At 68.3% G+C, this 12,275-nt stretch carries 12 protein-coding genes; 5 read left to right on the top strand and 7 right to left on the bottom strand.

Annotated features, from left to right (window positions below; genetic code table 11):
- Positions 1 to 270: 270 nt before the first annotated feature.
- Positions 271 to 1,245, bottom strand: a complete 975-nt coding sequence (locus ABNQ40_RS17135; protein WP_109048330.1) for a nitronate monooxygenase family protein — start codon at positions 1,243 to 1,245, stop codon at positions 271 to 273.
- Between the two features lie 412 nt (positions 1,246 to 1,657).
- On the opposite strand from ABNQ40_RS17135, the gene ABNQ40_RS17130 reads away from it, so the two are divergent.
- The 5 genes from ABNQ40_RS17130 to kdgT all read left to right on the top strand — a co-directional run bounded on the left by ABNQ40_RS17130 (position 1,658) and on the right by kdgT (position 7,597).
- Positions 1,658 to 3,877, top strand: coding sequence for an ATP-binding protein (locus tag ABNQ40_RS17130; RefSeq protein ID WP_391347453.1), 2,220 nt, complete (start codon positions 1,658 to 1,660; stop codon positions 3,875 to 3,877).
- Positions 3,878 to 3,881: 4 nt separating this feature from the next.
- Positions 3,882 to 4,355: a response regulator gene (locus ABNQ40_RS17125; RefSeq protein WP_109048332.1), complete on the top strand. Its 474-nt coding sequence runs from the start codon at positions 3,882 to 3,884 to the stop codon at positions 4,353 to 4,355.
- Positions 4,355 to 5,875, top strand: a complete 1,521-nt coding sequence (locus ABNQ40_RS17120; RefSeq protein ID WP_391347363.1) for a sensor histidine kinase — start codon at positions 4,355 to 4,357, stop codon at positions 5,873 to 5,875. The genes ABNQ40_RS17125 and ABNQ40_RS17120 overlap by 1 nt, the downstream gene beginning before the upstream one ends.
- Complete coding sequence (locus ABNQ40_RS17115; protein WP_109050424.1) at positions 5,872 to 6,240, top strand: response regulator; 369 nt, start codon at positions 5,872 to 5,874, stop codon at positions 6,238 to 6,240. Before ABNQ40_RS17120 ends, ABNQ40_RS17115 begins: the two co-directional genes overlap by 4 nt.
- 340 nt (positions 6,241 to 6,580) lie before the next feature.
- Positions 6,581 to 7,597 (top strand): 2-keto-3-deoxygluconate transporter, encoded by a 1,017-nt coding sequence (gene kdgT, locus ABNQ40_RS17110; RefSeq protein WP_109491005.1) that lies wholly within the window; start codon positions 6,581 to 6,583, stop codon positions 7,595 to 7,597.
- 54 nt (positions 7,598 to 7,651) lie between these two features.
- Here the strand turns inward: kdgT and ABNQ40_RS17105 are convergent, their stop codons facing one another.
- The 6 genes from ABNQ40_RS17105 to ABNQ40_RS17080 all read right to left on the bottom strand — a co-directional run bounded on the left by ABNQ40_RS17105 (position 7,652) and on the right by ABNQ40_RS17080 (position 12,231).
- Positions 7,652 to 8,182 carry a copper chaperone PCu(A)C gene (locus tag ABNQ40_RS17105; protein WP_109050425.1) on the bottom strand — a complete coding sequence of 177 codons (531 nt, stop codon included), beginning with the start codon at positions 8,180 to 8,182 and terminating at the stop codon, positions 7,652 to 7,654.
- Positions 8,183 to 8,367: 185 nt separating this feature from the next.
- A complete protein-coding gene (locus tag ABNQ40_RS17100; protein ID WP_391347359.1) occupies positions 8,368 to 8,742 on the bottom strand; it encodes a DUF2946 family protein in 375 nt (124 codons plus the stop codon).
- A 182-nt stretch (positions 8,743 to 8,924) separates the two neighbouring features.
- The gene (locus ABNQ40_RS17095; protein WP_199235558.1) at positions 8,925 to 9,611 is read right to left on the bottom strand and encodes an ABC transporter ATP-binding protein; all 687 of its coding nucleotides are present in this window, start codon (positions 9,609 to 9,611) and stop codon (positions 8,925 to 8,927) included.
- A 25-nt stretch (positions 9,612 to 9,636) separates the two neighbouring features.
- Entirely contained in the window at positions 9,637 to 10,377 is a 741-nt protein-coding gene (locus ABNQ40_RS17090) for an ABC transporter permease (protein ID WP_109491007.1), read from the bottom strand.
- A 30-nt stretch (positions 10,378 to 10,407) separates the two neighbouring features.
- Positions 10,408 to 11,415, bottom strand: a complete 1,008-nt coding sequence (locus ABNQ40_RS17085; protein ID WP_109050427.1) for an ABC transporter substrate-binding protein — start codon at positions 11,413 to 11,415, stop codon at positions 10,408 to 10,410.
- Between the two features lie 111 nt (positions 11,416 to 11,526).
- Positions 11,527 to 12,231: an ABC transporter ATP-binding protein gene (locus ABNQ40_RS17080; RefSeq protein WP_109050428.1), complete on the bottom strand. Its 705-nt coding sequence runs from the start codon at positions 12,229 to 12,231 to the stop codon at positions 11,527 to 11,529.
- Positions 12,232 to 12,275: the final 44 nt, after the last annotated feature.

Raw genomic sequence — 12,275 nt, 5'->3', positions numbered from 1 at the left:
CACGGTGCGCGGCCGGCATCGCTGCCCGCCTGACGGGAACCCCGGTACGGCCTTGCGGGTTGTTCCAAGCATGACCGTGGCGTCATCGAACACCGGCGGCGCTGCCAACGAGGCCATTGAAGGACCGCATCATGCTCAAGATTCTCGGCTGGGCCATCCTGATCATCTTCATCATCGGCCTGCTGGTCGTCACCGGCATCCTGAAGCTGATCTTCTGAGGCTGCCCAGCGCAAAAGAACCTCCTGCGCAGACCTGCCCTGCCCCGCCCGTCTATTCCTCCGCCAGAGCCAGTGCGCGGCGCAGATGGGTGCGGCAGTCGGCGACCATCCGGCGGATCAGATCGTCGCAACTCGGGATGTCGTCGATCAGGCCGATCGCCATGCCGGCGGACACGATCCCGTCCTGAACATCGCCGGACTGCATGGCCGCCCGGCCGCGCTGGCCGGCGACAAGGGGCCGAACTTCTTCGAACTGGGCACCGCCGGGGCGCTTCTCCAGCGCCACAACCTCATCGGATACCGCATTCCTGAAGACGCGGGCGGTGTTGCGCATGCTGCGCAGGATCAGGTTGGTGTCGCGTTCCCCGGCGGCGACCAGCGCCTGCTTGATGCCGTCATGCACCGGCGCCTCGCGCGTGCAGAGGAAGCGGGTGCCCATGTTGACGCCCTGGGCGCCCAGGGCCAGGGCTGCGGCCATGCCGCGCCCGTCGGCGATCCCGCCCGACGCGATTACCGGAATCCGCAAGGCCCGCACCGCCGCCGGGATCAGGATCAGGCCCGGGATGTCGTCCTCCCCCGGATGGCCGGCGCATTCGAACCCGTCGATGCTGATGATGTCCACCCCGGCCCGTTCGGCGCTCAGCGCATGGCGGACGCTGGTGCATTTGTGCAGGATGCGGATGCCATGGGTCTTCATGCGCTCGACGAAGGCACGCGGGCTGTTGCCGGCCGTCTCGACGATGGTGATGCCGCTGTCGATGATGACGTCGAGATAGCGTTCATAGGGCGGCGGCTTAACCGCGGGCAGCATGGTCAGGTTGACGCCGAATGGCCGGTCCGTCATCGCGCGGCACCGCCCTATCTCACGCGCCAGATCCTCCGGCGTCGGCTGGGTCAGTGCGGTCAGGATGCCCAGGCCGCCGGCATTCGATACGGCCGCCGCCAGTTCCGCCAGCCCAACCCACTGCATCCCGCCCTGCACAATAGGGTAATCGATGCCGAGCAGGCGCGTTACCTCGGTTTTCATGGCGTCCCCTTCCCCATATCCGACCATTTGTCGCAGACAGTCATGGAACCGCTGCGGCATACTTCCTTATAAGCGACCCCAGACACCAATTTGGAATATGATGTTCGGCGTATGATAAAAGAGCTGAGCTCCGGAAAATCCAAGAGCGATCATACAACGTATCCTAGGATAATGAAGTATAGGGTCTGACAGGATATCCTGTCGCTTCGTTCACCTCGATGCGGTGCGCGCGGCGAAAACAGGGTTTTTAAGCCGCTGATTATGCTGAATACCGGCGAAAGCCGGCGGGCATCGTCAGCGGGGCCCGATGTGAAGACGGGGCCGGCTCAATAACGGACCGTCGAACTGTGACCGAGACGAGCAAAGGACGATTGTGACGCCTGCAACCGGACCGGAACCGTGGCCCCAGACCATGGCGGGCACGCTCGACCTCGACGCCTGCGCGCGCGAACCGATTCATCTTCCCGGCAGCATCCAGCCGCATGGCCATCTGCTGGCGGTGGAGGCTGACAGCCTGCGTCTGGTCTCTGCGAGCACCGAGGCCGGAGCGGTGCTGAACCGCCCGCCCGCCGAAGCCTTCGGTTTGCCCATCGACCGGCTGATCGACTGCGCGTCGACAACGTCGCTGATCCGTGGACTGCGCAACGCTCCGACGGAGCCGGTGCAGCTTGAAATCCTCAAGCTGCGCAGCGTCGCCGACCATCAGGCCATCGCCCACCGCTCGGGTGCCCTGGTGATCCTGGAACTGGAGGAACTGCCCGCCACCGGTGCCGGCACGCTGGAGGCGCTGTACCCGCAGATGCGCGAAGGCATCCGGCGCATGCAGGCTGCCCATGATTTCGACGCCCTGCTGGCCAGCACGGCCGCGGAGGTGCGGTCGCTGACCGGGTTCGACCGCGTGCTGGTCTACCGCTTCGATGAGCAATGGAACGGCACCGTCATCGCGGAGGACGGGAACGGCCGCCTGCCCTCCTACCGCGGCCTGCGCTTTCCGGCCTCCGACATCCCGCAGCAGGCCCGGCGGCTCTATGCGCTGAACCGCCTGCGGCTGATCGCCGACGCCCGCTACCACCCGGTCCCGATCCTGTCCGGCAGACGGGATGCGCCGCCGCTGGACCTCAGCTTTTCCGTGCTGCGCAGCGTCTCGCCGGTGCATCTCGAATATATGCGCAACATGGGCACGCCGGCTTCCATGTCGATCTCCGTGATGGATGGCGACAGGCTGTGGGGCCTGATTTCCTGCCACCATGCGGAACCGCGGCAGGTCTCCTTCGCGGTGCGCACCGCCTGCGACCTGCTGGGACAGGTGCTGTCCAGCCAGATGATTGCGCTGGAACGGGCGCTGGACGCCGACCACCGCATCCGCTCCAAGAGCACGCAGGCCCGCCTGCTCGCCCATATGGCGGCGGCGGAGAGCTTCATCGACGGGCTGAGCGACGACCGCGAGGATCTGCTCGGGCTGGTCAACGCCGATGGCGCCGCGATTCTGTTCGACGGCGACTGCCGGCTGATCGGCCGCACCCCGCCGCAGGAGGTGGTCCAGGGCATCGCCGCGGAACTGGCCGGACAGGGCATCAAGGATCTGTTCGTCAGCCACCAGCTTCCCACCGAGATGCCGGCCGCCGCCGGGATGGAGCGGACCGCCAGCGGCCTGCTGGCGATCTCCATCTCGCAGTTGCACCCAAGCTATCTTCTATGGTTCCGACCGGAGATCGTGCAGTCGATCGACTGGGCCGGCGATCCCAAGAAGCCGCTGGACTCCAGCGGCGGGCTGTCGCCCCGCAGCTCCTTCGAAGCGTGGAAGGAGACGGTGCGCGGCCAGTCCCTGCCCTGGCGCCATGGCGAAATCGAGGCGGCCGGCGATTTCCGCAACGCCATCGTCAGCATCGTTCTGCGCAAGGCCGAGGAAATGGCCGCGCTGAACGAGGAGCTGCGCCGCAGCAACGGCGAGCTTGCCGCCTTCTCCTATTCGGTCTCGCACGACCTGCGGGCCCCGTTCCGGCACGTCACCAGCTATGCCGAACTGCTGCGGTCCCGCGCGAGCGACAAGCTGAGCGAGCGGGAGCGTCATTATCTGGACAGCATCATCGAGGCGGCGAGTTCGGCCGGGCGGCTGGTCGACGGGCTGCTGCATTTCTCGCAATTGGGCCGCGCCACGCTGGCGCGGGTGGAGGTCGATGTCGGCCAGCTGGTGGAGGAGGTGCGCCACCTGCTGGAGCCGGATTTGCAAGGCCGCAACCTGCGCTGGACCGTGCACCCGCTGCCCGGCGTGACCGGCGACCCGACCATGCTGCGGCTGGTGGTGCAGAATCTGCTGGCCAACGCCATCAAATACACCCGCGACCGCAACGATCCGGAGATCGAGGTCGGGTGCCGCTCCACCGCCGACGCGCACGAGTTCTTCGTCCGCGACAATGGCCGTGGATTCGACATGGCCTATGGCGGTAAGCTCTTCGGCGTATTCCAGCGCCTGCACCGCGAGGAAGAGTTCGAAGGCATCGGCATCGGGCTTGCCAATGTCCGGCGCATCGTGGAGCGCCACGGCGGGCGGGTCTGGGCGGAAGGCAGGCTGGATCACGGTGCCACCTTCCATTTCTCCTTGCCGCGGTCCGCCACCGCCGAATCGAGGTAGCCCCATGGCCACGCTGAAACCGATCCTGCTGGTCGAAGACAACCCGAAGGACCTGGAGCTGACGCTGGAGGCATTCGCCGAGGCGCAGCTCGCCAACGACATTGTCGTCGCCCGCGATGGGGCGGAGGCGCTGTCCTACCTGTTCCATGACGACGGGCAGGCGGTGTCGAAGCCGACCGACCCGAAATATCCGGCCGTCATCATCCTCGACATCAAACTGCCGAAGGTGGACGGGATCGAGGTGCTGCAGCGCATCAAGGCGAACGAGAACACCCGCGCCATCCCCGTGGTCATGCTGACCTCCTCCAAGGAAGAGCAGGATCTCGTCCGCAGCTACCGCCTGGGGGTCAACGCCTTCGTGGTCAAGCCGGTCGGCTTCAAGGAGTTCTTCGACGCGATCCGCGACATCGGCAGCTTCTGGGCGATCCTGAACGAGCCGCCTCCCGGCTGTCTTCCCCGCCGGCCGCGCGGTACCTGATGGGTCAGGTGATCGACGCCGCCGGCAATACCGCGGGTCAGGACCCGCCGGCTCCCTGCCGCGTCCTCCTGCTGGAGGACAGCGGCATGGACGCCGATCTGGTGCGCGAACATCTTCGGATGATCGACGACCATGCGTTCGACGTCCATCGCGTTGAGACGCGGCAGGCCTTCATCGAGGCCGTCACCGACGGCGGGCCCTTCGACCTAATCCTGTCCGACTTCGACCTGCCGGATTTCGACGGCATGTCGGCGCTGGCCATCGCGCGCGAGCGGCTGCCGCGTGTGCCCTTCATCTTCGTGTCCGGCATGCTGGGCGAGGAGAACGCCATCGAGGCGCTGAAGAAGGGCGCCACCGATTATGTCGTCAAACTGCGGATGGAGCGGCTGCAGGTGGTGGTCCGCCGCGCCCTGATCGAGGCGCGCGACCGCAACGAACTGGCCGACAAGCGCGCCGCGCTGGCTGAGAGCGAGGCTCGGCTGCGCTTCGCGCTAGAGGCTGGCCGGCTCGGTTCGTGGGAACTGACGCTGGGGACCAACCGGCTGCGCGTCTCGTCGATCTGCGCCGCCAACCTCGGTCTGGCCGATCCGGCGGAGATCCCGACCTACGAACGGCTGTTGGAGCATGTCCATCCCGACGACCGCGAGCATCAGAAGGCGATGGTCCGGCAGGCGGTGAGCAGCGGCTCGCCGCTTGACATGGAATACCGCACGATCTGGCCCGACGGCAGTGTCCATTGGGTGCAGGTGCGCGGCCGTGCCGTCTATGACAAGGACGGCACGCCGACCGGGATGGCCGGCGTTTCGCTGAACATTACCGACCGCAAGAAGGCCGAGGAGCGGCAGCTCCTGCTGCTGGAGGAACTGAACCACCGGGTCAAGAACACGTTGGCGATGGTGCAGTCCATCGCCAAGCAGACCCTGCGCGCCGCCCCGTCGGTGGAAGCTTTCCCCGATGCCTTCCAGTCCCGTCTGCGCGCTCTGGCCCAGGCCCATGACCTGCTGACCCGCCGTCATTGGCAGGGCGCCTCGCTGACCGAGATCGCCGCGCTGACGCTGGAGCCCCATGTCCATGCCGGCCGCGTCAAGGTCGGCGGGCCGCCGGTCAATCTGACGACCGGCGTGGCGGTGTCTCTGCACCTCGCCTTTCACGAGCTTGCCACCAACGCCGCGAAATACGGTGCGCTGTCGGCGGAAAACGGCCGTGTCGATCTGGATTGGGAAATCGTCAAGCCGGGGCAGACGCCGGTGCGCGATGGCGTGAGCGAATCCTACGGTCAGACTGGTTCCGGCCAAACCGGCGGCCGATCCATCCGTGACGGTGCCGGCGCGCTGGTGCTGCGCTGGCGCGAGAGCGGCGGGCCGCCGGTGGCGCCGCCGACCCGCCGCGGCTTCGGTTCCCGCCTGATCGAGCGCGGTCTGGCGCATGAGTTGGAGGGCGATGTCGCCCTTGCTTTCGAAACCGCCGGCGTGCGATGCCGGCTTGTCATTCCTCTGTCGTCGCGAGTGAGCCCACAGTGACCGACGCTAATCTGTCGAACCTGACCGTCCTGATCGTCGAAGACGAACCGCTGATCGCCATGAGCCTGGAGGACGCCCTGATCGACCAGGGCGTCGCCTGTCTCGGCCCGGCGGGTTCGGTGTCCGCGGCGTTGGAAATGATCGAAGCGGGTGGATTCGACATCGCGCTGCTCGACGTCAATCTGCGTGGCGAGCGGGTGGACGCGGTGGCCGACCGGCTGGCCGGCGCCGGCATCCCCTTCATCTTCACCACCGGCCATGGGGCCGAGGGCCTGCCCGATGCCCACCGCACCCGGCCGGTGATCGGCAAGCCGTTCCGCGACATCGACATCACCGACGCCCTCGCCCGCCACCGGCCGCGCTGACCGTCTGTCCCGCCGGTTCCGCCACCGGCACCGTCGGGACCGGCCCGCACCCGCATCGACATTGGACCGACCCCGGGCCAGGCGCAGCCCTGCGCGATGCTTCCGGCATGCTGCCTGCTGCCTCGTCGGCCTCCCCGTCCCGCTCCTCCGCTTCCCGCCCGGCGCGACAACCTGTCGCGGCTGACAATCAGCCGCTTTGACAATGACCGGCTAACTTGTATACTAGTATGCACAAAGCGGCGCTTCGGCTGCTGCTTCAACGAGATTGACGGCCGCTGAAACATGCCCGATGGCGAAGGGGCGCGGCGGCGACGGGATGAAATTCGCAGGAGTGTCTTCCATGAACATCAAATCCCGGATCGACCGCATCCCCGGCGGGATGATGATCGTCCCCCTGTTTCTTGGCGCCTGCCTGAACACGCTGGCTCCCAATACGGGGAAATTCTTCGGGTCCTTCACCAACGGCCTGATCACCGGCACGTTGCCGATCCTGTCGGTGTGGTTCTTCTGCATCGGCGCCAGCATCAGCCTGAAGGCCACCCCGCTGGTCCTGCGCAAGAGCGGGGTGCTGGTTTCAGTCAAGATCCTCACGGCGGCGATGGCGGGCGTCATCGCCTCCTGGTTCATCCCGGCGGAGGGCATCACCTCGGGCTTCTTCTCCGGCCTGTCGGTGCTGGCGATCATCGCGGTGATGAACGACACCAACGGCGGCATGTACATGGCGCTGATGCAGCAGTACGGCACCAAGGAGGAAGCCGGCGCCTTCTGCCTGATGTGCCTGGAATCCGGCCCCTTCATGACCATGGTCACGCTGGGCATCGCCGGTCTGGCCGCCTTCCCCTGGCAGACGATGGTCGGCGCCCTGCTGCCCTTCCTGATCGGCTTCGCGCTGGGCAACCTCGACAAGGACCTGCGGGCCTTCTTCACCCAGGGCGTCTCTGTGATGGTTCCCTTCTTCGCCTTTGCGCTGGGCAACAACCTGAACTTCTCGACCATCCTCAACACCGGCCTGCTGGGCATCGTGCTGGGTCTGGGCGTCATCGCCGTCACCGGCTTCATGCTGGTGCTGGCCGATATTCTGCTGGCGAAGGGCAACGGCACGGCCGGCATCGGCGCCGCTTCCACCGCCGGGGCCGCGGTGACGGTGCCGCCGATCATCGCTTCCATCGAGCCGACCTTCGCGCCGGTCGCCCCGTCCGCCACAGCGCTGATCGCCACCAGCGTGGTCGTCACCGCCCTGCTGACGCCGCCGCTGACCGCCTGGTGGGCGCGCCGGTTCGGCGTGCTGTCGCCCCGCTATCGGGCGGCCGAGGCGGCCAAGCTGGCCCAGCCGGTGGGGATCGCTCCGGCCGAATAAGGGCGTGGATTGTAAAAGGCCGCCGGCGGGTTTCCCTGCCGGCGGCCTTTTCCATTACTGCTTCTGGGCCGGTGCGGCGTTGTGGGTGTGGCCGGCGCCGGCAGCCCCCATGCTGTGGCCTTCGGCCGGCGCCGCGGCCTGCCCGGCCGCCTCGATCGCGATCTCGACCTCGACGGTGCCGGCCTTCTCGAAGCGCAGGGTCATCGGGATGTGGGCGCCCTTCACCAGCGGCTGCTTGAGGCCGAGCAGCATGATGTGCAGCCCGCCCGGCGCCAGCTTCACCGCCTCGCCCGCCGGGACCGGGATGCCGCCGGCGACTTCACGCATCTTCATCACGCCGTTCTCGTTCAGATGGGTGTGCAGTTCGGCCTTCTCCGCCGCGGGGGTGGAAGCGCCGACCAGACGGTCTTCCGTCGTTCCGGTGTTGGTCAGCGACAGATAGGCGCCGCCATTCGGCGCGGACGGCGCGGTGGCGCGGGCCCAGGGATGGCCGATCTCGATTGCACCGGCCTTGAAGCCGTGGGCCAGGGCGGTGCCGGCACCGAACAGGGCGATGGCTGCGGCGATGCCGAGAATGCGCTTCATGAACTCTTCTCCTGGAATGCGGATGTGAAGAACAGGGGATGGCCGCCACGGCGGATGACGCCGCAGGGCTCGTGGGTAGGGGGCGTGCACCGGGCACGCTGTGCTGCGGCGGTCGGGACGCGGCAATCCGCACAGGGATCGGGCGTCGCGGCCGGCAGCGGCGATGATTCGAAGCCGGAGGAAAATCAGGCGAGCGGTGGGGGAGCCCGCGCCTGAAGGGTCGACAGGAACCAGCCGGCGGCGACATGCTCGGCCGGCAGCAGGCGGGTGTCGCGGTCCATGGCAAGGGCGGGGCCGACCGCCAGCAGCGGCGGCGGCAAGGCCAGCCCGGTCACCAGCGGGCAGAGCGGGCAATGGCCGGTTCCGGACGATGCCGGGTCCGGCGACTTCCCATGATCGCCGTCATGGGGGATCGCGAAATCGGCCGCAACGGCCTGTATGGTGGTCAGGCCGCCGGAAAAGCAGATCGTCAGGGACACGGTCTCCCCGGCCTGGGCGATCCCGCCGCTCGTCAGGGGCATCCAACCCCAGGCGATGACTTGCAGCAAAAGGGCAGCCATCCCGGCCACAAGGCCGAGCCGCCGCACCCGCCGCACTGTCATCCGACCGAAAGCCATCCGGCTTCGACACCCTTCTGCAAACGCCGGGCGTTCCCGGCAAGGATGCGGCCACGATAGCGCAGCGTTCATGAACGGACGAGCGGCAAATGGCCCCACAGGCCGCGCAGGGCCGGCTTGTTGTCTCAGGCCAGCAGGCGGAAGGCCGGCTCCGGCCGGGACAGCAGGTCGCGGCGCAGCGCCTCGATGGTGGCGTCGTCACGGGCGGAGCGGGGAACGGCCACCGGCACCTCCGCCACCACCCGGCCGGGCGACGGCGCCAGCAGGAGAATCCGGTCGGCCAGAGCCAACGCCTCGCGCAGATTGTGGGTGACCAGCAGGACGGTGGTCGGCCGCCGGTCCAGCAATTCCGACAGCAGCCCGCGCAGCCGCAGCGCCGTCGGTTCGTCCAGCGAGACGAACGGCTCGTCCATCAGCAGCAGGTCCGGCTCCACCACGAAGGCGCGGGCGAGCGCCACCCGCCGCGCCATGCCCAGCGACAGCTGGGTCGGAAAGCGGTCGGCGAAGGGCGACAGCTCCAGCAGCTCCAGCATGGCGTCGACCGCCGGCCCGCGCCGCTGCGCCCGCAGCAAAACCAGCGCCAGATTCTGCCGCACCGTGCGCCAGGGCAGCAGGCGCGGCTCCTGGAAGACATAGCCGATGCGGGCCGGCTCGCCATCCGGCCGCGGTCCGATCTCCACCCTGCCGTCGAAGGCGCGGTCCAGCCCGGCGACGATGCCGAGCGCCGTCGTCTTGCCGCAGCCGCTGGGACCGACGAGCGCCACGACCTCTCCCGCCGCGGCCGACAGGGTCAGGCCGCGCACCGCCTCCACCGCGCCGAAGCGCTTGGTGCGGATCTCAAGCGTCAGCGGGCATCCGCCGCCAACGCTGGCAATGCCGCTCGGCCGGCTGGAGGACGCCGTATTCCAGAAGCTGGACCACGGCCACGAACGCGATAGTGTAAGCCAGGATTCCTGCGACATCGAACGTCTGGAAAAGGAGGTTGATCTGGAATCCGACACCGTCGCTGCGGCCCAGCAGTTCGACCACCAGCACGATCTTCCAGATCAGCGCCAGGCCGGACCGCGCAGCCGCGGCGATGGTGGGGGTGAGTTGCGGCAGCAGCACATGGCGAAGCCGGTCCGCGGGCGACAGGCGGTAGACGCGGGCCATGTCGACCAGCCCCTCGTCGATGGCGCGGGCGCCGGCCCGCACCAGCACCACGGTGTTGGGAATCTTGTTGATGGCGACGGCGCCGATGGCCGCCGCCTCGGTCAGGCCGAACCAGACATAGGCCAGCACGATGACCACCAACGCCGGCAGGTTCAGGAAGAAGACCAGCCAGGGGCCGAACAGCCGGTCGATGACGGGCGAGCGCCCCATCGGCAGGCCGATGCCGACGCCGATGGACATGGCGAGCGCGAAGGCCGCCAGCACGCGCAGCAGGGTGACGCCCATGTGATGGAACAGCGCCCCGCTCTCCGCCTCGCGCAGCAGGGCTTCGGCCACCACCGGCGGTCCTGGCAGCAGGCGTCCGCCGACGATCATGGCCGCGGCCTGCCACAGCGCCAGCAGCAGCAGGATCGATACCACTGGCATCAGGGCAGGCATCAGGGCGCGGCGCACCGGCTACGCCCCGCCGGTCCAGAAGGTGCCCGGCGCGATGGCGGGTGCGTCGCCGACCAGTTCCCGCCCGCCCAGCCTCGCCATCAGCGCGTAGAGTTTCGCCGCCCCTGCCCGCTCCTCCTCCGTCCAGCGGCGCGGGATGCCATCGCGGTAGCGGTCGCGCAGCGTGCGGAAGGTGGCGTCGTCCTCCGCCTGCATCAGCGGGGCGAGCCGCTCCCAGGCGGCGTCGGACTGCGCCAGCAGGGTCTTCGCCTGAGCGGTGGCGGCCTGGAAGCCGGCAAGGGCGGCCGGGTTGGCGCGCGCCCACTCCTCGCGGAAGACATAGCCGATGGACGGCACCGTCGCCGGCTGGCCCAACGCTTCCAGCATGTCGGCCACGGTCATCGACACCCGCATGCCCTTCGCTTCCAGCCGGGCGGCGAAGGGCCAATAGGTCAGCACGGCATCGAGGTCGCCGTCGGCGATCTTGCTGTTCAGCAGGGGCGGGGCGGCGAAGAAGGGCTGCGCATCGCGGTCGAGCGACAGCCCGTGCCGGTCGGCCGCCACCGCCTTCAGCAGAAGCCAGCTCTTGTCGAGCGGACTGCCGGCGACGCCGATGCGCTTGCCCCGCAGATCGCCGACCCCGGCAATCGCGGAGCCGGCGGGAACCACCAGCGCGCCGACGGCGGTCGAATAGGGGATGAAGCACAGCGCCTCCCCCTTGCTGCGCATCCGCGACACCCACAGCCAGTCGGAAACGATGATCTCCACCGCGCCGGCCTGGAGCGCCACCTGGGTGGCGGGGTTGCCGGCCAGTTCGACCAGTTGCAGGTCGATCCCGGCCTGCCTGTCGAAGCCGTTGGCGCGGACGGTGTCGAGTTCCCAGCTGACCGTGCCGAATTTCAGCACCCCGGCGCGGACGGCCGGAGGGCTGGCGGCGGAATCGGAGGCCGCGGCGGTCCGGACCAGTGCCGACGCCAGAAGCGCGCCGGCCGCCAGCAAGGTCGTCCGTCTGCTACAGCCTGCCGCCATGGTCCCCGTCCGCTCATTCTTTGGACTGCCAGCTTACGAGGACTGTAGATGGTTCGTATATTCAACGATAGGAGGATAAGGGAGGTATCGCCGGCTGGAGGGCCGGTGGCGTCACAGCCCCAGATAGGCCTGCTTCACCGCCGGGTCGGCCAGCAGTGCCTCGCCCGTTCCCGACAGGACGACGCGGCCATTCTCCAGCACGTAAGCGGACTGGGCGATGCGCAGGGAGGCCGCGACATTCTGTTCGACCAGAATGATCGTCATGCCCTCGGCGGCCAGCGAGCGGATGATGCGGAACAGCTCCTGCACCAGGGCGGGCGACAGGCCGAGCGAGGGCTCGTCGAACATGATCAGCTCCGGCTTGCCCATCAGGCAGCGGCCGATGGCCAGCATCTGCTGCTCGCCGCCGGACAGGGTGCCGGCCGCCTGATCCAGCCTTTCGCGCAGGCGCGGGAACAGGTCCAGCACGCGGTCGTAGGTCTGGCGCGCGCCGGCGCGGGCGCGCGGGATGACGGCGCCCATCTCCAGATTCTCGCGCACGCTCAGCGTCGGGAAGATCTGCCGCCCCTCCGCCACCTGACCGACGCCGAGGTCGCAGACGACATGGCTGGGCAGGCCGGCGATCTCGCGGTCCTTGAAGCGGATGCTGCCGCGCGCCGGCTTCAGGATTCCGGCGATGGCCCGGATCAGCGAGGTCTTGCCCGCCCCGTTGGCGCCGACGATGGCGGTGGTCTGCCCTGCCGGCACCTGCAGCGTCACGCCGTCGAGCGCCTGGGCGTCACCATAGTACAGGTCGAGATCGGATACGGTCAGCATGGCGGCGGGGGTCCGGACAGGCGCGAAGTTGCGCCCTCTATAGC

This window comes from Azospirillum sp. A23, assembly GCF_042938965.1.
In the GTDB taxonomy this organism is placed as follows: domain Bacteria; phylum Pseudomonadota; class Alphaproteobacteria; order Azospirillales; family Azospirillaceae; genus Azospirillum; species Azospirillum melinis.
The sequence above is the reverse complement of the archived record's forward strand: the minus strand, read 5'-3'. Positions and strand labels throughout refer to the sequence as shown.

What these genes read in the sequence shown, in the direction of transcription:
- ABNQ40_RS17135 (WP_109048330.1), bottom strand. Translation starts at nt 1,245, where the DNA reads ATGAAAACCGAGGTAACGCGCCTGCTCGGCATCGATTACCCTATTGTG.
- ABNQ40_RS17130 (WP_391347453.1), top strand. Translation starts at nt 1,658, where the DNA reads ATGGCGGGCACGCTCGACCTCGACGCCTGCGCGCGCGAACCGATTCAT.
- ABNQ40_RS17125 (WP_109048332.1), top strand. Translation starts at nt 3,882, where the DNA reads ATGGCCACGCTGAAACCGATCCTGCTGGTCGAAGACAACCCGAAGGAC.
- ABNQ40_RS17120 (WP_391347363.1), top strand. Translation starts at nt 4,355, where the DNA reads ATGGGTCAGGTGATCGACGCCGCCGGCAATACCGCGGGTCAGGACCCG.
- kdgT (WP_109491005.1), top strand. Translation starts at nt 6,581, where the DNA reads ATGAACATCAAATCCCGGATCGACCGCATCCCCGGCGGGATGATGATC.
- ABNQ40_RS17105 (WP_109050425.1), bottom strand. Translation starts at nt 8,182, where the DNA reads ATGAAGCGCATTCTCGGCATCGCCGCAGCCATCGCCCTGTTCGGTGCC.
- ABNQ40_RS17100 (WP_391347359.1), bottom strand. Translation starts at nt 8,742, where the DNA reads ATGGCTGCCCTTTTGCTGCAAGTCATCGCCTGGGGTTGGATGCCCCTG.
- ABNQ40_RS17090 (WP_109491007.1), bottom strand. Translation starts at nt 10,377, where the DNA reads ATGCCAGTGGTATCGATCCTGCTGCTGCTGGCGCTGTGGCAGGCCGCG.
- ABNQ40_RS17085 (WP_109050427.1), bottom strand. Translation starts at nt 11,415, where the DNA reads ATGGCGGCAGGCTGTAGCAGACGGACGACCTTGCTGGCGGCCGGCGCG.
- ABNQ40_RS17080 (WP_109050428.1), bottom strand. Translation starts at nt 12,231, where the DNA reads ATGCTGACCGTATCCGATCTCGACCTGTACTATGGTGACGCCCAGGCG.